Origin of the sequence: Dichotomicrobium thermohalophilum, assembly GCF_003550175.1 — a bacterium.
GTDB classification, from domain to species: Bacteria; Pseudomonadota; Alphaproteobacteria; order Rhizobiales; family Rhodomicrobiaceae; genus Dichotomicrobium; species Dichotomicrobium thermohalophilum.
Genome location: NZ_QXDF01000001.1, coordinates 374,336 through 396,787, shown reverse-complemented (window position 1 = coordinate 396,787; position 22,452 = coordinate 374,336). Strand labels below are relative to the sequence as shown.

The window sequence follows — 22,452 nt, the reverse complement described above, 5'->3', positions numbered from 1 at the left end:
AGCAAGACGGGTGGGACAGCATGGCCGTTGATACAAGCAGGGCGTGGCCAGGGGGCGCCGCTTTCCGGTTGCCGGCGCTGAGTTGGCGCGGGATTTACCGGCAGATCGACCGACTGGGCCTCAAGCTCAGCTTCCATTCGATCGCGTTGCGGATTCTCGTTCTGAACTTCGTCGCCCTGCTCTTCCTGGTGGGCGGAATCATCTGGCTCAACGATGTGCGCGAAGGTCTCGTGGAAGCGCGGATCAACAGCCTTGAGACGCAAGGCAAGATCATGGCGCAGGCCATAGCGCAGACCATCCCGGAACCTGCCACGGCCGCGCAAGGCGCAAGTGGTATCGACGTCGGCACGGCGAGCTTCGACGGACAGGAGGGCGACCTTTCCGGCATGGGCTTCAAGCTTGATCCGGAGCAGATCGCACCGTTCCTGCGCCGCATGGTCGAGCCGACCCGAGCGCGCGCCCGCGTGTACAACGCCGACGGAAATCTTCTCGTGGACAGCCAGAGCCTGTATGCGCGCGGGGAGATCATGCGCTATGACCTTCCGCCGGTGGAAACCGAAGAAGCCGGCGTGTTCGAGCGCGCGTGGAACTGGATACAGGCGCAATTCCGCAGCCAGCAACTTCCGCTTTACAAGGATCTCGGCGCCGAGAACGGCCGCGCCTATCACGAGGTCCGAATGGCCCTCAACGGCGTCTCGATGCCCATTGTCCGTGTGGACGAGCACGGTGAAACGATCATAAGCGTCGGTGTGTCGATCCAGCGTCTCCAGCAGGTGACCGGCGCGCTGATGCTGTCCACCCGCGGCGGCGATATTGACAAGGTTATCGCGGATCAGCGCGCCTCCATCATTTACATGGCTGGCTTTGTGAGCTTCGTGACGCTGGTGCTATCGCTGGTTCTGGCTGCGACGATCGCGGGGCCGATGCATCGGCTCGCCAAGGCGGCCGAGCATGTTCGCCGCGACGTCAAGACCAAGCGCAAGATCCCCGATTATTCTCACCGTCGGGACGAGATCGGGCACCTGTCGCGTGCCCTCAACGACATGACGGCGGCAATCTACCGACGCATGGAGGCCATCGAGACTTTCGCCGCCGATGTGGCCCATGAGTTGAAGAATCCGCTTTCCTCGTTGCGCAGCGCTGCAGAACTGCTTCCTCGCGCCAGAACTGAGGAGCAGCGCAACGAACTCGTTCACGTGATCGGCGATGACGTGCGGCGGCTGGACCGGCTTATCACCGAGATTTCCGACGCCTCTCGCCTCGACGCGGAGTTGGCGCGCGAGCGGGCAAAGCCGCTCAATGTCGCCAATCTGCTGATGGGCGTTTCGAACGTGAACAACGGATTCCACCGCGATGATTACCCGCCGATCGAACTGAAGATCGACGGCGTCACGAATGACTCGGCAGCCCGCAAATCCCGCACCTTCATGGTCAACGGGCATGAGACCCAGCTCACGCGGGTCCTGACGAATCTGCTGGACAACGCGGCGTCCTTCTCGCCGGAGGACGGGAAGATCATGCTGTCGATGCGCCGCGTGCCCAAGACTCGGGAAATCGAGATTCTCGTCGAGGACGAGGGGCCGGGCATCAACAATCAGGACTTGGAGAAGATCTTCAACCGCTTCTATACGGATCGGCCGGAAGAGCACGGATCCGGCAAGAACTCCGGACTGGGCCTGCATCTGGCGAGACAGATCGTGGAGGCGCATGGCGGGCGCATCTGGGCGGAGAACCGCACGCTGCCCCGCGGGCAGACCGGTGCGTCCCGCGAGCCGCAGCGCGGGGCCCGGTTCGTGATCCGTCTGCCGGCCGCGTGATGCCATGGCTGCCGCGACCGCAGATGGCGGCAGCGCGCTGCAGATGCATGCGACCTGCGTGGCGATCGGCGGCAAGGGGGTTCTGTTGCGCGGGCCGCCCGGCGCCGGCAAATCCGACCTCGCGCTGCGGGTGATTGCCGGGCCACCGCCAGAGGGGCACCGTTCGGCTTTTCTCGTCGCCGACGATCAGGTGGGGCTCAGTCGCGAAGACGGCCGCCTGATCGCCCGTCCGCCTCAGCCCATCGCCGGACTGCTCGAAGTTCGCGGGGTGGGCATACGTCGCGTGAGATCAACGGAAGCAGCGCAGGTTGCGCTGATCGTCGATCTGGTATCGCCGGACGCTGTTCTTCGTCTGCCGCCTCACCCGCTCCCGACCGAGGACGTGCTCGGTGTGACGGTGCCGACCGCCAAGCTCGCACCGTTCGAGGCATCTGCGCCCCTCAAGCTCCGCGCGCTCCTGGGCGGCTGGGGCACCAGCGCGGTATGACTAGGCGGCCTGCTTCGCCTGGCCGGCGAGGTTCGCCAACTCGCGGGCAAGCCACCGGGCCCCTTTCAACCGGTCCTCGATGCTGTCCCAATCGGCTTTGTAGACCAGCTTATGGTCGGCTTGCAGCTTCGTCCGCGCGGAATTGGCGTTGATGAAGTTCACCAACCCGGCCGGATCGGCAAAGCTGTTGCCACGGAAGCCGACAACCGCTCCCTTCGGCCCGGCCTCCAGCGTGGCGATGCCGGCGGCGCGGCACAGAGCCTTCAGCTTGACGACCTCCAGCAGTTGGTTCACCTCGTCCGGCAGCGGCCCAAAGCGGTCGGCCAGCTCGGCAGCGAAGCTGTCGATCTCCGTCTGCTCGGTGAGGTTCGCCAGCCGGCGATAGAGCCCCAGCCGCACCTGCAGGTCGGGCACGTAGTTCTCCGGGATCAGCACGGCCATGCCGAGCGAAATCTGCGGCGACCACTGCTCGCCTGTGTCCGCTGTCGCCTCGCCATCGCGCAGCTTGGCGACCGCCTCTTCCAGCATCGACTGGTACAGCTCGAACCCGACATCGCGGATGTGGCCCGACTGCTCCTCGCCCAGCAGGTTCCCCGCCCCGCGAATGTCGAGATCGTGACTCGCGAGCGAGAAGCCCGCGCCAAGCGTGTCGAGTGAGTGCAGAACCTTCAGCCGCTTTTCGGCGGTCGGCGTCAGCTTCCCGTTCGCCGGGATCGTCAGCATCGCGTAGGCCCGCGTCTTCGACCGGCCCACACGCCCGCGCAACTGGTAGAGTTGCGACAGGCCGAACATGTCGGCGCGATGGACGATCAGCGTGTTCGCACTTGGCACGTCCAGACCGGATTCCACGATTGTCGTGCAGACCAGCACGTCAATCTTCTGATCATAGAACGCGCTCATCACGTCTTCGAGCTGCGTCGCACTCATCTGACCATGCGCGATCTGGAATTTGAGTTCCGGCACATGCTCGCGCAGAAACGCCGCGACCTCCTCCAGATCGGAGATGCGCGGGCAGACATAGAAGCTCTGGCCGCCGCGATAGCGTTCACGCAAGAGCGCCTCGCGCAGCACCAGCGGATCGAACGGCGTGACGAAGGTGCGCACGGCCAGCCGGTCCACCGGCGGCGTGGCGATGATCGACATCTCGCGCACGCCAGTGAGCGCAAGCTGCATCGTGCGCGGGATCGGCGTTGCGGTCAGCGTCAGGACGTGCACGTCGGATTTCAGCTCCTTAAGCCGCTCCTTGTGGCGCACGCCGAAGTGCTGCTCCTCGTCGATGATCAGCAGTCCGAGATCGTTGAAGCCGACATTCTTCGACAGGAGCGCGTGCGTCCCGATCACGATGTCGATCTGGCCGGATTTCAGGTCGGCGCGGACCTGGCTCATCTCCTTGCCGCTGACGAGCCGCGACGCCTGCGCGATGCGCACGGGCAGCCCGGCGAAGCGCTCGGTGAAGGTCTTGTAGTGCTGGCGCGCGAGCAGCGTGGTCGGCACGACGACCGCGACCTGCTTGCCGCTCATCACGGCCGTGAGCGCAGCGCGCAGCGCCACCTCGGTCTTGCCGAAGCCGACATCGCCGCAGATGAGACGGTCCATCGGGGTGCCCTTCGACAGGTCTTCGAGCACCGCGTCGATGCTGGACTGCTGGTCCTCGGTCTCGTCGAAGCCGAAGCGCGCGCAGAACTCCTCATAAAGCCCGTCGGGCGGTGACATGACCGGGGCGCTGCGTGTGGCGCGCTCTGCCGCGACCTGGATGAGCTGGCCGGCCATCTCCAGCACGCGCTTCTTCAGCCGCGCCTTGCGAGCCTGCCATGCGCCGCTGCCCAGACGGTCGAGGGCCACGCCCGCTTCGTCTGAGCCATAGCGGCTAAGCAGTTCGATGTTCTCGACCGGCAGGAACAGCTTGTCGCCGCCGTGGTATTCCAGTTCCAGGCAGTCATGAGGCGCGCCGGCGGCGTCGATGGATTTCAGGCCGATGAACCGGCCGATGCCGTGATCGGCGTGTACGACCAGATCGCCCGGGCTGAGGCTTGCGGCCTCGCTGATGACCTCCGAGTGCTTGCGGGCCTTGCGCCGGCGGATCAACCGGTCGCCGAGGATGTCCTGCTCGGCGATGACCGCGAGGCCCGGCATCTCGAAGCCGCTCTCCAGCCCCAGCACCGCGAGCGCAGCGTATTTCGGCGGCAGCGCCTGGGCTTCCGGGTAACTGTCGGCGGGCGCACGCAACTCCAGCCCGTGACTGCTCAACAACTCGCCCAGCCGCTCGCGCGAGCCGCGGGTCCAGCCCGCAACGATGACGCGCTTATTCGCCTTCTGCAGGCCTCGGATATGCGCGGCGACCTCGTCAAACAGCCCTTCAGCGTTGCGTGCGCGTTCCGGCGCGAAATTGCGACCGCCCTTACCTTCGAGATCGACGACCGGCACGCCACTTTCCGTCTCGGGCGCGCTGTAAGGGGCGATGATGCGGGTAGCGCGCTCGGCCAGTTCACCGTCCCACTGCGCCTGATCAAGAAACATGAGCTTGGGCGGCACGGGCTGATAGCGCGCCGCGCCGAACGCCCTCTGCTCCAGCGCGCTGAGGCGGGCGTCGTAATGATCGTTGATCTGCTCGATGCGCTGGTTCACCGCGTCCTCGGACAGGTGGTCAAGGCTGACCATCGCGCCCAGCAGATAGTCGAAGATGGTTTCCAGCTTATCGTAAAACAGCGGCAGCCAATGCTCGATGCCCGGATAGCGCTGCCCCGCCGAGACGGCCTCGTAGAGCGGGTCGTCCCCCGTGACAGCTCCGAAAAGTTCGACATACCGCTTGCGGAACCGCCGCGAGACATTCTCGCCCGCCGGCACCTCACTCATGGGCAGCAGGACGAGCTGCTTGCGGTTGCCTTCGGTGCGCTGGGTCGCAGGGTCGAAATTGCGGATGGTTTCGATCGTGTCGCCGAAGAAGTCGAGCCGGGCGGGCCGCGCATGGCCCGGCGCAAACAGGTCGATGATGCCGCCGCGCACGGCGTACTCGCCCGGTTCCATGACCGTGCCCGTGCGGACGAACCCATGACTTTCCAGCCGCTTGAGCAGCGCGTTACGGTCCGCGCGGCCGCCAGCCACCAGCTTCACGGCGCCGCGGCGCATGTGCTCGCGCGGGGGCACGCGCTGAAGCGCGGCGTTCACGGTCGTCAGCACGACGGTCGGGCCGCCCTTGCCCCCGCCCTTCATGGTGGCGAGGCGCACCAGCGTGGTGATGCGCTTGGCGATAATCTCCGGGTCCGGCGAGACGCGGTCATAGGGCACGCAGTCCCAGGCCGGCAGCGTCAGCACGCGCAGATCGGGATCGAAAAACTGAAGCGCCGAGGCGAGTGTCGCCATCCGCCGGTCATCGCGCGCGACATGCAGCAGCGCGGCGGGCGCATCCTTCGGCTGATGCGCGCGCGCCATATGTGCCAGCGCCAGCGCGTCCACGCCGTCCGGCGCGCCGCCCACCAGCAGCGGCCCGGGCTCGTTCATCAGACGGTCCCAGCGTTCCGCGATTTTTTCAGAGGGTTTTGTCTTTACGCTTGTCGCCATTTAACGTTGTATCAGAAGCGGTGAAACGCGCGAATCCGCTCGATCAGGTCGGCGAATATCTCTGGTGGCTGGTCGCCGCGGATCCAGCCGTCGAGCTGCGGGTCGGGCAGCGCCAGCATCTGCTCGAAGAGGACCAGTTCGCCAGCCGTCATCTGCTCCAGCGTGGCATCGGCGAACCGGCCGAGCAGGATATCCATTTCCTTGGTGCCGCGATGGTTGGCGCGGTACTGCACGCGCCGCCGCCGAGCCTGTGGATCAATTTCCTGCGGCATCAGTCGGGCCTTTCAGGCTGTGGATGCGGCGCGCGCGGTTCTGGGCAGGCTGTCCCGTTCGCCCTACGTTCCGAAAACAGATGCCGAGCCCGCTGCCGAAAGGTGCCGACGTGAAAATGCGACCAGCTTCGCTCAACCCGTTGTTCGCCAGTCTCCGCGACCTGAACGGCGTGGGCGAACGGCTGGAGGAAGCGCTTGGCCGGCTCACCGGCGCGACCCCGGACCAGCCCCCGCGGGTGATCAACCTGCTCTGGCATTTTCCAACTGGTGTTATTGACCGGCGCGAACGCCCCGCCATCGCCGATGTCGTGTCCGGCAACCTCGTGACTTTGAATGTGGTTGTCAAGGCGCATCGGGCCCCGCCGCCGAGCGTCACGCGCGCGCCCTACAAGGTGATTTGCGAGGATGACACAGGCCGCATCGAGCTGGTGTTTTTCCACGCGGACCGGCGCTATCTGCAGCGGATGCTGCCGGTTGGGGAACGGCGGATCATCTCGGGCCGCGCGCAGGCTTACGGCAAGCATCTGCAGATGACCCATCCCGACCACATCGCCCCCGAGAGCGACCAGGAGGCCATTCCGCTGCTGGAGCCGGTCTATCCGCTGGGCCAGGGCGTGAGCCAGCGCGCGGTGCGAAATGCCGCGCGCCAGGCAGTCGCCCGCGTGCCTGATTTGCCGGAATGGCTCGACCGCGATTTTGTCGCGGCGCAGGACTGGCCAGCTTTTCGGCGGGCACTCGAAATCCTGCATATGCCGCGCGATGATATCGATATGGCGGCGGCCGGGAAGGCCCGCAAGCGGCTTGCATGTGACGAGCTGCTGTCGAGTCAGCTTGCGCTCGCGCTGATGCGTCGGCGATTCCGCCGGCTTAGCGGCCGGGCCACTACCGGGACGGGCGAGCGCGCGAGCCAGATCCGCGCGGCGCTGCCCTTCAAGCTCACGGGGGCGCAGGAACGGGCGGTTGCCGAAATCCTTTCCGACATGGCGGCACCGCACCGCATGCTGCGGCTTTTGCAGGGTGATGTCGGCAGCGGCAAGACCCTTGTGGCGCTGCTGGCGATGGCGGGGGCGGTGGAGGCCGGCGGACAGGCCGCGCTTATGGCCCCGACGGAGGTATTGGCGCGCCAGCATTACAAGACAATCGCGGAAATGGGCGCCGCGGCCGGCCTGCGTGTGGCGCTGCTGACCGGGCGAGAGAGCGGCCCCGGCCGGGAAACGACGCTCAAGGCGATCAAGCAAGGCCAAGCAGACATCGTCGTCGGCACCCACGCGTTGTTTCAGGCCGATGTGGAATTCCGCGACCTCGCGCTGGCCGTTATCGACGAGCAGCATCGCTTCGGCGTCTATCAGCGGCTGGCGCTGCAGGCGAAGGGCAACGGCGGCGTCGACATCCTCGTGGCGACGGCCACCCCGATCCCGCGCACGCTGATGATGACGCATTACGGCGATATGGACGTGTCCGTGCTCGACGAGAAGCCGCCGGGCCGTAAGCCGGTGACGACCCGCGCGCTGCCCGTAGAGCGGATACATGATGTCATCGAGGCGGTGCGCCGCACGTTGAAGTCGGGCGCGCAGGTGTTCTGGGTCTGCCCCCTCGTCGAAAGCTCGGATGTTGCGCCAGCCACTGCCGCCGAGGAGCGCGCTGCGCATTTGCGCCAGCATTTCGGCGACCAGGTCGGCCTCGTTCACGGGCGTATGAAGGGCGCGGACCGCGACGCGGTGATGAACGCTTTCGCTGCCGGAGAGTTGGGCGTCCTCGTCTCGACCACGGTCATCGAGGTGGGCGTCGACGTGCCGAACGCCTCGGTCATGGTGATCGAACATGCCGAGCGGTTTGGCCTTGCCCAGCTTCATCAGCTTCGCGGCCGCGTCGGACGCGGGGCAGCGCAGGCGACCTGCCTGCTCCTGTATCAGGGCCCGCTGAGCGAGACGGCCGAGGCGCGGCTGAAGGCGCTGCGGGATACGGACGATGGTTTCAAGATCGCAGAGGAAGACCTGCGTCTGCGCGGGGGCGGCGAGATTCTCGGCGCGAAGCAGTCGGGCGATCCGGGCTTTCGCGTGGCGCGCTTGCCGGAAGACAGCGAAGTGCTGGAAGCCGCGCGGGATCAGGTGAAGCTGCTGCTGGAGCGCGATCCGAGACTTGAAGGGCCGCAGGGCGCGGCGGCGCGGGCGTGTCTTTATCTGTTCGAGCGGGATGCGGCCATTCGGACAGTGCGCGCCGGATAAAAGAAGGGGTGGACCGGAGTGCCGGCCCACCCTCAGACAGGGAGGTACATTTTCAACCAGCGCTTAGTTCTTGTTCTGCTGTTCCCACCAGGCAAGGCTTCCGAACTCTTCGGCGTTCGGTGCTGCCGAGGCGGCAGAGACAGTGCCCAAGAGGGCGATAGCGGACAGGACAGTGACGAGGGTCTTCATGTTTATTCTCCTTGTTTCACAGGTTTGATGTTTCGGTTCTGGCGCAGACGCTTAGTTGCCGTAGAGCGACTGCTGTTCCCAAATCGTCTGCCCCTTGTCGTTGGTCACCGGCGCGCCCGAAGCGGCGGAGACAGCGCCCAGCAGGGCGAGGGCGGAGAGAACAGTGACGAAGATTTTCATGATCATTCTCCTGTTTCCTAGAGTGTTCATCTTGTTGGGAACTCTTGATTACCGGCCCTTGTCTGCAATGCTTTCCCAGAAGGCGCGGCTACCGAAGTCTTCATCAGCAGGAGCTGCCGAAGCGACAGATGCAGCGCCAACAAAGGCCAGAGCAGAAAGCAGTGTAAAGATGGTCTTCATGGTCCTTCTCCATTGAAAAATCGAGTTTTCACTCGGTACTTGTTATGCCGTTCCATTTTTTGTCGGCATGATTGGAATATAGATCAATTACTCCAAAAAGGAAATGGGGTAACACTGCGTCGTTACTACAGATGAAAAGTATGTGAACGGGTGTGAATACATGAATCGGCTTGTGCGCAAAAATGGCTGTTTTCGGCCAATCCGGGCCCACGAAAACGCCATTCACGGTGAGCGGATCGGGCTTTAGGATGAGGGCGGGAGGCCGAACCATCCGCTGGACCGACAGATCCCGCCGCCAAGTGCGTTCGCGTCGATCGTCCCAACCGCTAGCCGCAGGCCCGGAGCACCCATGACGCCGCAGCCGCCCTTTCTGCTCCTCAAAGCTGTCGACGCCTTTCAGGAGTTGGCCGCGGACGATCTGCGCGCGCTCTATGCAGCGGCGCATGTCATGTCCCTCGCCACGGGCGAGAAACTCGCCGCAGCGGGCGCGCCCGTGGAGGCGCTCAATATCGTGATGTCCGGGCGGCTGATCGCTACCGCGGATGAAGCCTGGCAGCCCGAAGAGCAGGCGGCGAAGGCGGTATTCGGTCCCGGCGCGGCAGTGGACGCCTCTGACTTTTTCGGCTTCGGAAAGCATGCCTGGCAAGTGACGGCGGCGCGGCCGAGCACGGTGCTACGCCTGTCACGCGAGGACTTCCGGGAGGTGATGGCGGGAATGCCACATCTGTGGGAGACGCTCCTCTCCGGCCTCGTCAAGGGCGGCGGGCGCGTGTCGGCCACCGTGCCGAAGCCCGCGGCGCGAACAATTGCCATCTGCCCAGGGGCGAGCGGCGAGGTCCCGAAGGATTTTCTGCGCGCGCTTGCCGAAGCGCTGGAGGAGCTGGGCGCTTGCCAAATCCTGTCGGCGGCGGGACTCGGCCAGAACCAGCCGGGCGGCATCGCGCTCGACGACCCCGAGGTGGCGCAGGAGCTGGAAGAGAGCGAGCGGCGCAACGACGTCGTGCTCTATGTGGCCGACGGTACGCTGAGCCCCTGGACGCGGCGCTGCATCGACCGGGCCGATGAAGTGCTCATCGTAGGCGTGGATGACGGGGACCCAGCCGGCCCCCGGATCCCGAGCACCGACGTGGAGCGCTGTGGATTGGGTATGGCCGGCGGGCGAACTTCGCGGCTGGCGATTGTGACGGGCCGGCTCTCGGGACGGCTACAAGGCGGGGCGGAGCGCTGGCTCGCCGCACGACCGGTGCAGGCGCATCATTTTGTGGCGCTGGGCGACAAGGCATCGTTTGCCCGGTTGGCCCGTTTCCTCATGGGCCGCGCCAATGCAGTGACCTTGTCAGGTAGTGGATTGTGCGGCGCGGCGCATTTGGGCGTGATTACCGCGCTGGAAGCCTCGGGCGTGCCCATAGACGCGATCGGCGGCACAGGCGCCGGCGCAGCGGTCGGCGCTCTGCTCGCCTGCGGGCTCGGGCCGGAAGACATCAACGGGCTGGCCAAGACCATCTTCACCCAGCGCGGCGTGCTGACCAGCGCGCGCCGACAAGCGGCATTCTTCGGCGGCCGGCTGGGTCTGTACGGTCATGCGCGTTATGACCGTCTGATCGACCGGCACATCCCGCATGGCACGGCGGCCGACCTCCGCCTCCCATTCCACGGATTCGCGGCGAACATATCGCGCGCCCGGCTCTGGACGCATGAGCGCGACAGCCTGCAGGCGATCGTGCGCACCAACTGGACACCGCCGGGCGTGCTCGCGCCCTTCATCTCGGTCGATGGCGATATGCTGGTCGATGCCTCGGGCGCTGCGCCGCCGCCCGTGGACGATTTGCGCGCGCTGGGTGTGGGGCGCTGCTTTGCCGTGCAGCCGCTGGCCGGGCCGCTGGGTCGTGCGCCTGCAGCCTATCGCGATTTGCGGCGGCTGACGATGCGCGGCGGGCGACGCAAGGGGCTGGCCCAGGACGCGGCGCTGCCCACCATCCCGGATATCGCACTCCGGGCGCAGACGCCGCGCTGGTTCACCGGCGAGGATTTGCCTGACGATTTGGTTGTGTTCCAGCCGCCAATGCCGCGGGGTATCTCGCTCCTCGACTTTGCCCGCCACGCGCGGATCATGGCGCTGGCGCGTGACTGGGCCCTGCGCGAAATCGAGCATCTGCGCGAGGAAGGCGATCCAGTCTTTGCCGCCGTCGCCGCATCGGTCGAGCAGATCCTGGAAGAAAATCGGTGAACCGGCCGCGCCGGTCCACCGAGTCAGGGAGAGGAGGAGGATCTAACGCCCTGACCGCCTCAGGCGCATTCCTGGCAGGGCGCGGTCAGCATGTTCTTTGCAGGTGGCCCCTTGGGAAGATCCGCGTGTGTCGCTGTCGCCCCAAAGACCATCATCGCAACAAGGATTGTCACGATACCCTTCATGCCTTGCTCGCTTGCCGTAGAGCTGCGCTGAGACCGTTCGGCCGTTGACAACCACGAGGATAAGGCTTGCCGTCTCGGGAGGGAATGGGCGGTCACCGCCCTGTGACAAGGCATGAAAAACGGTGAACCGCGCTCAGTCGGCCTCGTTCAGGCGCCCGTTCGCCTCTTCCGCCAAAGTCTCGCGCAACGGGCTGGCCGGATAGGTGCCGAGGAACGTCACCTTTGAGGAAAAGAAGTGCAGTTCTTCCAGCGCGAGCTGGACGCGGCGCTCGTCCGGATGCCCCTCGATGTCGGCATAGAACATCGTGGCGTGGAAGCTACCTTCGAGTTGGTAGGATTCCAGCTTGGTCATATTCACGCCGTTCGTTGCAAAGCCGCCTAGCGCCTTGTAGAGCGCAGCGGGCACGTTGCGCACCCGGAACACGAAGGTGGTGATGACCGGACCATTCCCGGCCGGCACCGACACCGGCTCACGCGCGAGCACGAGGAAGCGCGTCGTATTATGCGAGGCGTCCTGAATGTCGCGGCGCATGATCTGGAGGTCATGAACCTCCGCCGCCAGCTCGGAAGCGATGGCCGCCTGGGTGATATCGCCCGCCCGGGCGATCATACGGGCCGCGCCGGCGGTGTCTGCCTGCGTGACCGGCTCCAGCCCAAGGCTCTGGATCACCTGGCGGCACTGGCCGAGCGCCTGAATATGGCTGTGCACCGTGCGCAAATCGTCGATCCGCGCGCCCGGCAGCGCCAGAAGCTGATGCGAAATGCGCTCGAAGTGCTCGCCAATGATCTGCAAGCCGGAATCCGGCAGCAAGTGATGCACGTCGGCCACACGTCCGGCCACCGAGTTTTCGATGGGGATCATGGCACAGGAGGTGTCGCCACGGCGCACCGAATTCAGCGCATCCTCGAAGGTCGCGCAGCCGACCGCCTCCATTTCCGGGAACTGGTCGCGGCAGGCAATGTGCGAATTTGCGCCCGGCTCGCCCTGGTAGACGATCCGGCCGGCGGCCCGGCGGGGGGCAGTCGCGCTCGCGGCGGTGTTCGGCTGTGCGTTGGAAGTACGTTGCGGCGCCTGCGCCGTGTTGCGGCGGCGCCTTTTCACTTTCGTTTCGGTCATAACGGATTGTCAGCCTTGTGCGCCGACCGGCGCGTGGGCCGCGGTTTGCTGGGCGGCGAAGATGGCCCGCGCGCGATCAAGATCAGCTGGTGTGTCAACCCCCAGCGGTACGCTGTCAACCACGCGCACGCCGAACTTCATCCCGGCTTCAAGCGCGCGGAGCTGCTCCAGCCGCTCACGCTTCTCCAGCGTCGAAGTCGGTAAAGAGACGAAGCGTGCAAGCGCCTCGCGCCGATAGGCATACATGCCGATATGGTGCAGGAAAGGCCCATAACCAGCCGGCGCAGCCGCCCTCGTGAAATAGAGGGCGCGAAGCGTCGCGCCATCGCCCGCCGGCGTTGCAACGACCTTGACCACATGAGGGTCGATAACCTCGCCGGCGTCGTCGATCTCCGCCGCAAGGGTGGCGATGTCGATCTCCGGGTGCTCCAGAGGCGCGACACAAGCGCGCACCAGCGCAGGGTCGAGCGTCGGCAGATCGCCCTGAATGTTCACGATGATATCCGTCGGATCGTCGCCCCCGACCTGGCACGCGGCTTCGTACACCCGGTCCGACCCGCTGGGATGATCCGCGCGTGTCATGATCGCCTGGCCACCGGCCGCACGCACCGCATCGGCAATGGCCTGATCATCAGTTGCGACAAAAACGTCGCCCGCATTGGCCGCTACGGCGCGGCGCCACACATGAACAATCATTGGTTCGCCGCCGATCTCCACCAGAGGCTTCCCCGGCAGGCGGCTGGCTTGCATCCGCGCTGGAATGATGATTAACGAGCGTGTCATTGTCGTTTTTGGTTGGTTGGCGGATCGGGCTGGGCCGCCCCCGAGGCCGTGCCGATCCAAGTTGCACAGCGCAACCAAGAAAAGCTATATCATGCTGGCCGGTCAACCGATTTCCACCCGCGCGACCGCGGCGGCACCCGTTCTCAGCGTAAGAATTTGAGGATCGCAGCACATGGATCTCTGGACGTTCAACAAACTGGCGGCGGCCGTACTGCTCAGCTTGCTCGTGATCATTGGGGGCAACACGGCGATTTCGATTCTGTATCCCGAAGGCGGGCCGGGCGAGTACCAGGTCGTCCAGGTCGAGGAGGAGACCCAGACAGCCGAAGCCGGGCAGAAGGAAGAAGAAGCGCCGAAGGTCGAACCGCTTCCGGTCCGGCTGGCAGCCGCAGACCCGGCGGCTGGCGAGACGGTATCGCGCCAATGCACGGCTTGCCATGTGTTTGAGGAAGGCGGTCCCAACCGCGTCGGCCCAAATCTCTATGCCGTGCCGGGACGCGACGTCGCCTCGGTGGATGGCTTCTCTTACTCCAGCGCGCTTCAGGAATATGGCGGCGAATGGACCTATGAGAAGCTGGACTGCTTTCTGAAGAATCCCTCGGATTGCGTGCCAGGCACCAGCATGGGCTATGCGGGAATCAAGGACCCGCAGGACCGCGCGGACATGATCGCTTATCTCGCGTCACTTGGTGATACGCCGCCGTACCCGGAACCGGAGGAGACCGCCGAGGCGCCGGCCGAGACCGAACAGGCTGCCGCGCCTGAGGCTGCGCCGGCTGAAGAGGGCGAAGCCGCCGGCGAGGAACAGGCTGCTCAGGCCGAGGAGCCGGCGGGCGAGGAAGCCGCGACCGAAGAAGCTGCCACGGAAGAGGCCGCGGAAACCGCGGAAGCTCCTGCAGGCGAAGACAAGCTGGCCGCCATGTTCGCCGATGCCAGCGCGGCTGAGGGAGAAAAGGCGATTCGCGTCTGCTCTGCGTGCCACACTTTCGAGGAAGGCGGTCCCAACCGCGTCGGGCCGAATCTCTACGGCATCATGGGCAGCGACATCGCTGCAGTTGATGGCTTCGGCTACTCCAACGCGCTCAAAGGGCTTGACGGCAAGTGGACCTACGAGCGGATGAATGAATGGCTCGCCAACCCGATGGATTACGTGCCCGGAACTACCATGGCCTATCAGGGTGTGAAGGACGATGCCAAGCGGGCCGACATCATCGCCTATCTCGCCTCGCTTGGCGAAGCGCCTCCGCTCCCCGGAACCGAGCAGGATACCGGCCAGGCGGAGACCGGCGAGGATGCGGCTCAGGCCGATGGCGCCGGATCCGAAACCGAGGCCGCGAGCCTGGAAGGCGATGCCAGCGCGAACTGATGCTGGCTGGGCGCGTCCTTGCGTGGCGCGCCCGCCATTCTCGACGAGATTTCCGTGAGCTTCTTGAACCAGAAAACTGGCGATGGAGGTTTTTTAATTTGCCGCTGGATGCGCTGACGGGGCATGTTAAAAGACCTCTCAGAGCGAGGTCGGCGCAGGTTAATCGCCCGGCCTCTTGGCGCATTCAGCATCGTCCGGGAGTATCATGGTTTGCCGTAGCCTTGCCGTTTTCCTTGCCCTTCTTGGGCTGATCCTGTCCGCCCCCGCGGCTTTTGCCGAAACGTCTTCGGACACGGCCCGGAAAAAGCATCACGGCCTCTCGCTGATCACCCCGGAACCGCAACTTCCGCCTGATTTCCCCCATTTCCCATATGCGAACCCGGACGCGCCGAAGGGCGGCGACGTCAATCTATGGGCATTCGGCACATTCGACTCGGTCAACCCGATCCCCCTCAAGGGCAACAAGGCGCAAGGGCTCGGCCTCCTGTTCGAGCCGCTGATGACCACCAGCCTCGATGAAGCCTCCACCGAGTACGGGCTCATCGCCGAGTGGGTGTCTTATCCGGAAGATTATTCTTCCGCGACGTTTGGGCTGCGCGCGGAAGCGCGCTGGCATGACGGCGAACCGATTACGGCGGAAGACGTGATCTTCTCCTTCAAGACTCTGAAGGAAAACAACCCGTTCTACACGGCGTATTACGCCAACGTGACGCGCGCGGAAAAGACCGGCGAACGTGAAGTGACGTTCTATTTCGACGTCAAGAACAACCGCGAATTGCCGCTGATCATCGGACAGCTGCGCGTGTTCCCGAAGCATTATTTTGACGGCTCGGAAGGGCGTGATCCCGCCGAAACCACCCTGAAGCCGCCGCTCGGATCCGGGCCTTACCGCATTGTCGAAGTCGAGGGCGGCCGACGCATCGTCTATGAGCGCGTTGACGACTACTGGGCGCAGGACCTGCCGGTGCGCAAGGGGCATTACAACTTCGACCGGGTCAAATACGAGTATTACCGCGACTCGACCGTGGCGTTCCAGGCGTTCACCGCCGGCAAGATCGATTTCTATGTCGAGAACAGCGCGAAGAACTGGGCCACCGGCTACGACTTCCCCGCCCACAACCGCGGGGATGTGATCAAGCGCGCGGTGGAGTTGGACACGCCGCAGCCGATGCAGGCTTTTGTCTTCAACACGCGGCGCGACCAGTTCGCCGACCCGCGCGTGCGCCGGGCGTTCAACTATGCCTTCGACTTCGAGTGGACGAACAAGACGCTGTTCTACGGCCAGTACGAGCGCACGGACAGCTACTTCGAGAATACCGAGCTGGCCTGGCAGGGTCTGCCCGAGGGGCGCGAGCGCGAAATCCTTCAAAAGCTCCGCGAGAAGTACCCCGAATACGTGCCGGAAGAGGTGCTGACCAAGGAATACGTCAACCCGGAAGGCGGCGGCCGCCGCGCCATGCGGCGCAACCTGCGCGAAGCGCTGTCTCTCCTGCGCGAAGCCGGCTGGGAGACGAGCCAGGGCCAACTCGTCAACACAGAGACGGGTGAGCCATTTACGGTCGAGTTCCTGCTGCAATCGCCCGCGATGGAGCGGGTCGTCCTGCCCTACACGCAGAAGCTCAAGCGCATTGGTATGGATGTTTCCGTGCGGGTCGTCGACTCCTCGCAGTACCAGGAGCGCACCAACAATTTCGATTTCGACGTCATCGTCGACAGCTTCCCGCAGTCGGAATCACCGGGCAACGAACAGCGCGACTTCTGGGGCTCACGCGCGGCAAAGACACCGGGCAGCCGCAATACGATCGGCATCAAGAACCCCGCGGTCGACGAACTGATCGACAAGATCATCTTCGCCAAGGACCGGGCCGAGCTTGTCGCGGCGACGCGCGCACTGGACCGCGTACTGCTCTGGAACCATTACGTCGTACCGCAGTGGTTCTCTCCGGCGGTCCGAATCGCCTATTGGAACAAGTTTGACCACCCTGACCCCTTGCCGGACCGCGCCATCGGCTTCAATCAGATCTGGTGGTACGATCCTGACGGCGGGCAGAGCGCGCAGGCGGCACAATGAGCGGTGCGATGATGCGCGGCGGTTTGCGGCCTCTGCTTTTACTGTTCGGCCTGCTCGCGGTTGCTGTCGCCGGGCCGGCACCCGCGATGGCGGGCGACACGCCTGAGGGGGCGCGGCATGGCCTCTCGGCATTTGGCGAACTGAAATATCCGCCCGACTTCAAGCATTTCGACTATGTCAACCCGGACGCGCCGGTGGGCGGCAGCCTGTCGATGATCGGAACGGCCGGCGTCATCACGTTCAACAGCTTCAACCCCTTCATCATCAAGGGTGACGCGGCGCAGGGCATGGCGCTCCTGTTCGACAGCCTGATGACACGCGCCTATGACGAACCGGACGCTGTCTACGGCCTTGTCGCCCATTCAGCCAAGCTGGAGCCGGACCGTAGCGGCGTGACCTTCTACATGCGACCCGAGGCGGAGTTCGCCGACGGCTCGCCGGTGACGGCGGAGGACGTTGTCTTCACCTACGAAACGCTGAAGCGCAACGGTCGCCCGATCTACAACGCCATGCTGCGCGATGTCGAAAAGGCCGAGGCGCTGGACGATCACACCGTCCGCTTCACCTTCAACGCCCCGGGCAAGCGCCGCCTGCCGATGATGATCGCGGAACTGCCGATCCTGTCGAAGGCGTATTATCAGGAGCAGCCCTTCAACCAATCGACGCTTGAGCCGCCACTTGGCTCTGGGCCGTATGAGGTCGTCGACTTCAAGCAGGGCCGCTTCGTCACCCTGCGCCGCCGGGAGGGGTACTGGGGCTGGCATTTGCCGGTCAATCAGGGCCGGTACAATTTTGGCGAACTGCGCTATGAGTACTTCCGCGACCGCACCGCTGAGCTGGAGGCCCTGAAAGCCGGGGAGTTCGACCTGCGCGAGGAGTTCACGTCGAAATCCTGGGCGACGGAATACGATATCCAGCAAGTTCGTTCAGGACAGATGAAGCTGCTCACGCTCGAAGATGGTCGTCCGTCCGGCGCGCAGGGCTTTTTCATCAACACGCGGCGCGAGAAATTCGCTGACCGGCGCGTGCGCCTGGCGCTCGACTATGCGTTTGACTTCCAGTGGACGAACAAGCACCTGTTCTATGGCCTGTATGAGCGTACGGCGAGTTACTTCGAAAACTCCGCGCTGAAGGCGCAAGGAAAGCCGAGCGAGGCGGAGCTTGCGCTGCTGGAGCCTTATCGCGACCAACTGCCGGAGAGCGTGTTCGAAGACGCCTATGTGCCGCCGAAGAGCGACGGCTCGGGGCGTGATCGCCGACTGCTGCGCCAAGCTTCCCGCCTGCTAAACGAGGCAGGCTGGGTGATCCGCGACGGCCGGCGCGTGAATGCGGAAACCGGCGAGCCGCTGGAAATCGAGTTCCTGATCTTCTCGCCGACGTTCGAGCGCGTGATCGGTCCCTATGTGAAGAACCTGGAGATGATCGGGATCGACGCGCGCATCCGCCGGGTCGACCCGTCGCAATTCCAGGAGCGGATGAAGAGCTTCGATTTCGACATCACCACGCAGCGCTTCGTGCTCAACCAGACACCGGGGCCGGAGCTTCGCAACTACTTCGGCAGTGACGCTGCAGGGGCGAAGGGCAGTTTCAATCTCGCCGGAGTTTCCTCGCCCGTGGTCGATGCGCTGATCGACGAAGTTCTGGCCGCCGAGACGCGCGAGGAGATGCAGACGGCCGCACGGGCGCTGGACCGGGTGTTGCGCGCCGGCCATTACTGGGTCCCGCAATGGTATAAAACCTCGCATCACCTCGCGTTCTGGAACAAATTTTCCTGGCCGGAAACAAAACCGCCTTATGATCGTGGCGTGATCGAAACCTGGTGGTATGACGAGGACAAAGCGGCCCGGCTGGAGGATGCGCGCTAGAAAAGCTGCGCGCGACGAGCGCGCCCCATTGACGCGCCCTCGATTGGTCCGCAAAAGGTTCACGCATCATGACAGCCTATATCATTCGTCGTCTGCTGCTGATGATCCCAACGCTGTTCGGGATCATGGTCGTGAGCTTCATCATCGTGCAGTTCGCGCCCGGCGGCCCGGTCGAGCGCGTCATAGCCCAGCTCACCGGCACGGATGTCGCGGCCACGGCCCGCGTCGGCGGCACGGCGGAGGGCGATTTCGGCGCGGCTGCGTCCGGTGAGGCTGGTGGCGGCGATACCTCGTCGCAGTATCGGGGCGCCCAGGGCCTCGACCCCGAATTTATCGAGAAGCTCGAAAAGCAGTTCGGCTTCGACAAGCCGCCGCACGAGCGCTTCCTGATGATGATGTGGAACTACATCACCTTTGATTTCGGGGAGAGCTATTTCCGCGACGTGGGCGTCATAGACCTGATCGCCGAGAAGTTGCCGGTTTCGATCTCGCTCGGTCTGTGGATGACGCTTATCTCTTACGGCATTTCGATTCCGCTGGGTATCCGCAAGGCCGTGAAGGACGGCACCAGCTTTGACGTGTGGACCAGCAGCGTGATCGTGATCGCCTACGCGATCCCGGGCTTTCTGTTCGCGGTCCTGCTGATCGTACTGTTCGCGGGCGGCACGTTCCTCGACTGGTTCCCGCTGCGCGGCCTGACATCGGACAACTGGGATGAACTCAGCCTGCCGATGAAGATCGTCGACTATTTCTGGCACCTGACGCTGCCGCTGCTGGCGCTGTCGCTGTCGGCGTTTGCGACCACCACGTTCCTGACGAAAAACTCGTTTCTGGACGAGATCAAGAAGCAGTACGTGATGACTGCGCGCGCCAAGGGCCTGAGCGAAACACGGGTGCTCTATGGCCATGTGTTCCGCAATGCGATGCTGATCATTGTCGCGGGCTTCCCCGGCGCGTTCATCGCGGCGTTCTTTACCGGCTCGCTTTTGATCGAGACGATCTTCTCGCTGGACGGGCTGGGGCTGCTGTCATTCGAGTCGATCGTGAACCGTGATTACCCGGTGGTTTTTGCCACCCTGTACATCTTTTCGCTGATGGGGCTGATCATCAATCTGATCTCGGATCTGACCTATACTTGGATTGATCCGCGCATTGACTTCGAGTCGCGGGAGGTCTGATCGACCATGGAACAGAAGGTCAGCCGCGAACTGGAAGGCTACATCGAAGCTGGCGCGGCGGTTCCGCCGCGGCGCCGCTGGTTCGAGTTGTCGCCGCTCAACAAGCGCCGCTGGAACAACTTCAAGGCGAACCGGCGCGGCTTCTGGAGCCTTTGGATCTTCCTGATCCTTTTCATTCTCTCGCTGTTTGCCGAATTCATCGCGAACGACAAGCCGATCCTCATCCGCTACGAGGGCGACTTTTATACGCCCATCTTTGAATTCTACCCGGAGACGGCGTTCGGCGGCGAGTTCACGACCGAGGCGGACTACCGCGACCCCTATGTCCAGGACCTGATCCACGATGCCGGCGGCTGGATGATTTGGCCGCCAATCCGCTACAGCTACGACACGATCAATCTGGACCTTCCGGTGCCGGCGCCGGCGCCACCATCCTCCGAGAACCTGCTCGGCACAGACGACCAGGGGCGGGACGTGCTTGCGCGCGTGATCTATGGCTTCCGAATATCCGTCCTGTTCGGGCTGACCCTGACCTTCTTCTCGTCGATCATCGGCATCACCGCCGGCGCGGTGCAGGGCTATTTCGGCGGATGGACGGACCTGATCTTTCAGCGTGTTATCGAGATCTGGCAGGCGATCCCGTCACTCTACCTTCTCATCATCATCGCGGCGGTAATCGAGCCGAACTTCTGGATACTGCTCGGAATATTGCTGTTGTTCAGTTGGGTCGCGCTCGTCGGAGTTGTGCGAGCCGAGTTCCTCCGAGGACGCAATTTCGAGTATATCCACGCGGCGCGCGCGCTGGGGCTGAGCGATGGCAAGATCATGTTCAAGCATCTGCTGCCCAACGCGATGGTCGCGACGATCACCTTCATGCCGTTCCTTCTGAACGCCTCGATCACGACGCTCACCTCCCTCGACTTCCTCGGCTTCGGGCTGCCGCCAGGCTCGCCGTCGCTGGGCGAACTGCTTGCGCAGGGCAAGAACAACCTTCAGGCGCCATGGCTGGGCATCACGGCGTTCATGGTCATCGCGATCATGCTGAGCCTTCTGATCTTCATCGGCGAGGCGGTGCGCGACGCGCTCGACCCGCGCAAGACTTTCCGATGAGGGCAGCATGAACGATTCCACGAAGCTGCTGGATGTGCGCAACCTTTCGGTGAACTTCACCTCCGACGAGACAGAGGTGGAGGCGGTCAAGGGCGTGTCCTTCAGCATGAATCGCGGAGATACCGTGGCCCTCGTCGGCGAGTCGGGTTCGGGCAAAACGGTCTCCGCGCTCTCCATCATGCGGCTCCTGCCCTATCCGGCCGCATCGCACCCGACCGGCGAGATCTACTTCAAGGGCCGCGACGTCCTCAAACTGCCGCTCACCGAGATGCAGAAGCTGCGCGGGCGCGACATCGGCATGATCTTTCAGGAGCCCATGTCCTCGCTGAACCCGCTGCACAGGGTCGAAAAACAGATCGGCGAGGTGCTCAAGGTGCATCACGGCATGTCGGACACGAAGGCGCGCGTTCGCGTCCTCGAATTGCTGGACAAGGTCGGCATCCCCGACCCGGAAACGCGGCTGAAATCCTATCCGCACCAGCTCTCCGGCGGGCAGCGTCAGCGCGTCATGATCGCCATGGCGCTCGCAAACGAGCCGGACTTGCTTATCGCTGACGAGCCGACCACCGCACTGGACGTGACAATCCAGGCGCAGATCCTGGAGCTTTTGCAGCGGCTGAAGAAAGAGCTGGGCATGGCGCTCTTGCTCATCACGCATGACCTCACGGTCGTGCGCAAGATGGCGGAGCGGGTCTGCGTAATGAACAGCGGAGAGATCGTCGAGGCGAACGAGACCGAAAAAATCTTCACGGAGCCGAAGCACGCCTACACCAAGCATCTGCTCGCCGCCGAACCGAAGGGGGAGCCGCCCGCGAGCGATTCCAGCGCGCCCGTCATCATCCGCACCGACAACCTGCGGGTGTGGTTCCCCATCAAGCGCGGCCTGCTCAAGCGCACAGTCGGCCATGTGAAGGCGGTCGACGGCCTGTCGCTGCAAATCCGCGAGGGGCAGACCGTCGGCGTGGTCGGCGAGTCCGGCTCCGGGAAGACGACGCTCGGCCTCGCGCTTCTGCGGCTGACTTCCAGCGACGGCCCCATCATCTACATGGGCCAGAACATCGACGGGCTGACCTTCAAGAAGATGCGCCCGTACCGCCGCGACATGCAGATCGTGTTCCAGGACCCGTATGGTTCGCTTAGCCCGCGACTTTCGGTCAGCCAGATCGTCGAAGAAGGCCTCATCATCCAGCACCCGAAGATGCGGCCAGAGGAGCGGCGCGCGCGCGTCTCCAAGGCGCTCAGCGAAGTCGGCCTCGACCCCGCGACCCAGGACCGCTATCCGCACGAATTTTCCGGCGGCCAGCGCCAGCGCATCGCCATCGCCCGCGCCATGGTGCTGGAGCCGAAATTCGTGATGCTCGACGAGCCGACCAGCGCGCTGGACGTCTCGGTGCAGGCGCAGATCGTCGATCTTTTGCGCGATCTGCAGGACCGGCACAATCTCGCCTACATGTTCATCAGTCACGACCTCCGCGTGGTCCGCGCGTTGTCCAACTACGTCATCGTCATGAAGGATGGCAAGGTGGTGGAGCAGGGCGAGGCGCGCGAGGTCTTCACCAAACCGAAGACGGATTACACCAAGGCGCTGATGGCCGCGGCCTTCGAGCTGGAAACGGCCCACACCGGCGCGGTCTCGACCTGA

17 protein-coding genes are annotated in these 22,452 nt (G+C 64.2%); 10 read left to right on the top strand and 7 right to left on the bottom strand.

What is annotated here, in order from left to right:
- Positions 1-20 precede the first annotated feature (20 nt).
- Entirely contained in the window at positions 21-1,817 is a 1,797-nt protein-coding gene (locus BXY53_RS01775) for a sensor histidine kinase (protein WP_119060226.1), read from the top strand.
- Positions 1,818-1,821: 4 nt separating this feature from the next.
- Complete coding sequence (locus BXY53_RS01770; protein WP_210209118.1) at positions 1,822-2,304, top strand: HPr kinase/phosphorylase; 483 nt, start codon at positions 1,822-1,824, stop codon at positions 2,302-2,304.
- Here BXY53_RS01770 and mfd read toward each other — a convergent pair whose 3' ends face one another.
- Positions 2,305-5,802: a transcription-repair coupling factor gene (gene mfd / locus BXY53_RS01765; protein ID WP_119060225.1), complete on the bottom strand. Its 3,498-nt coding sequence runs from the start codon at positions 5,800-5,802 to the stop codon at positions 2,305-2,307.
- Between the two features lie 71 nt (positions 5,803-5,873).
- Complete coding sequence (locus BXY53_RS01760) at positions 5,874-6,134, bottom strand: FAD assembly factor SdhE (RefSeq protein ID WP_119060224.1); 261 nt, start codon at positions 6,132-6,134, stop codon at positions 5,874-5,876.
- 116 nt (positions 6,135-6,250) lie between these two features.
- On the opposite strand from BXY53_RS01760, the gene recG reads away from it, so the two are divergent.
- Positions 6,251-8,359, top strand: coding sequence for an ATP-dependent DNA helicase RecG (gene recG / locus BXY53_RS01755; RefSeq protein WP_119061705.1), 2,109 nt, complete (start codon positions 6,251-6,253; stop codon positions 8,357-8,359).
- Between the two features lie 63 nt (positions 8,360-8,422).
- Here the strand turns inward: recG and BXY53_RS14355 are convergent, their stop codons facing one another.
- The 3 genes from BXY53_RS14355 to BXY53_RS14345 are packed head-to-tail and all read right to left on the bottom strand — an operon-like array spanning position 8,423 to position 8,908.
- Entirely contained in the window at positions 8,423-8,548 is a 126-nt protein-coding gene (locus BXY53_RS14355; RefSeq protein WP_280985242.1) for a hypothetical protein, read from the bottom strand.
- Positions 8,549-8,599: 51 nt separating this feature from the next.
- Positions 8,600-8,728, bottom strand: coding sequence for a hypothetical protein (locus BXY53_RS14350; protein WP_280985241.1), 129 nt, complete (start codon positions 8,726-8,728; stop codon positions 8,600-8,602).
- A gap of 48 nt (positions 8,729-8,776) precedes the next feature.
- Positions 8,777-8,908, bottom strand: a complete 132-nt coding sequence (locus BXY53_RS14345; RefSeq protein WP_280985240.1) for a hypothetical protein — start codon at positions 8,906-8,908, stop codon at positions 8,777-8,779.
- Between the two features lie 349 nt (positions 8,909-9,257).
- Between BXY53_RS14345 and BXY53_RS01750 the strand changes: the two genes are divergently transcribed.
- Complete coding sequence (locus BXY53_RS01750) at positions 9,258-11,135, top strand: patatin-like phospholipase family protein (protein ID WP_119060223.1); 1,878 nt, start codon at positions 9,258-9,260, stop codon at positions 11,133-11,135.
- A gap of 318 nt (positions 11,136-11,453) precedes the next feature.
- On the opposite strand, the gene BXY53_RS01745 is transcribed toward BXY53_RS01750, so the two are convergent.
- Entirely contained in the window at positions 11,454-12,437 is a 984-nt protein-coding gene (locus BXY53_RS01745) for a prephenate dehydratase (RefSeq protein ID WP_119060222.1), read from the bottom strand.
- 9 nt (positions 12,438-12,446) lie between these two features.
- A complete protein-coding gene (locus BXY53_RS01740) occupies positions 12,447-13,220 on the bottom strand; it encodes a 3-deoxy-manno-octulosonate cytidylyltransferase (protein ID WP_119060221.1) in 774 nt (257 codons plus the stop codon).
- Between the two features lie 172 nt (positions 13,221-13,392).
- Here BXY53_RS01740 and BXY53_RS01735 point away from each other — a divergent pair, with 172 nt between their 5' ends.
- From BXY53_RS01735 to BXY53_RS01710, 6 genes are all read left to right on the top strand, one after another.
- A complete protein-coding gene (locus tag BXY53_RS01735) occupies positions 13,393-14,586 on the top strand; it encodes a c-type cytochrome (RefSeq protein WP_119060220.1) in 1,194 nt (397 codons plus the stop codon).
- A 205-nt stretch (positions 14,587-14,791) separates the two neighbouring features.
- Positions 14,792-16,657, top strand: coding sequence for an extracellular solute-binding protein (locus tag BXY53_RS01730; RefSeq protein ID WP_119060219.1), 1,866 nt, complete (start codon positions 14,792-14,794; stop codon positions 16,655-16,657).
- Positions 16,654-18,522: an extracellular solute-binding protein gene (locus BXY53_RS01725; protein ID WP_210209117.1), complete on the top strand. Its 1,869-nt coding sequence runs from the start codon at positions 16,654-16,656 to the stop codon at positions 18,520-18,522. Before BXY53_RS01730 ends, BXY53_RS01725 begins: the two co-directional genes overlap by 4 nt.
- Positions 18,523-18,590: 68 nt before the next feature.
- A complete protein-coding gene (locus BXY53_RS01720; RefSeq protein WP_119060218.1) occupies positions 18,591-19,700 on the top strand; it encodes a microcin C ABC transporter permease YejB in 1,110 nt (369 codons plus the stop codon).
- 6 nt (positions 19,701-19,706) lie between these two features.
- Positions 19,707-20,810 (top strand): ABC transporter permease, encoded by a 1,104-nt coding sequence (locus BXY53_RS01715; protein WP_119060217.1) that lies wholly within the window; start codon positions 19,707-19,709, stop codon positions 20,808-20,810.
- Positions 20,811-20,817: 7 nt separating this feature from the next.
- A complete protein-coding gene (locus BXY53_RS01710; protein WP_119060216.1) occupies positions 20,818-22,452 on the top strand; it encodes an ABC transporter ATP-binding protein in 1,635 nt (544 codons plus the stop codon).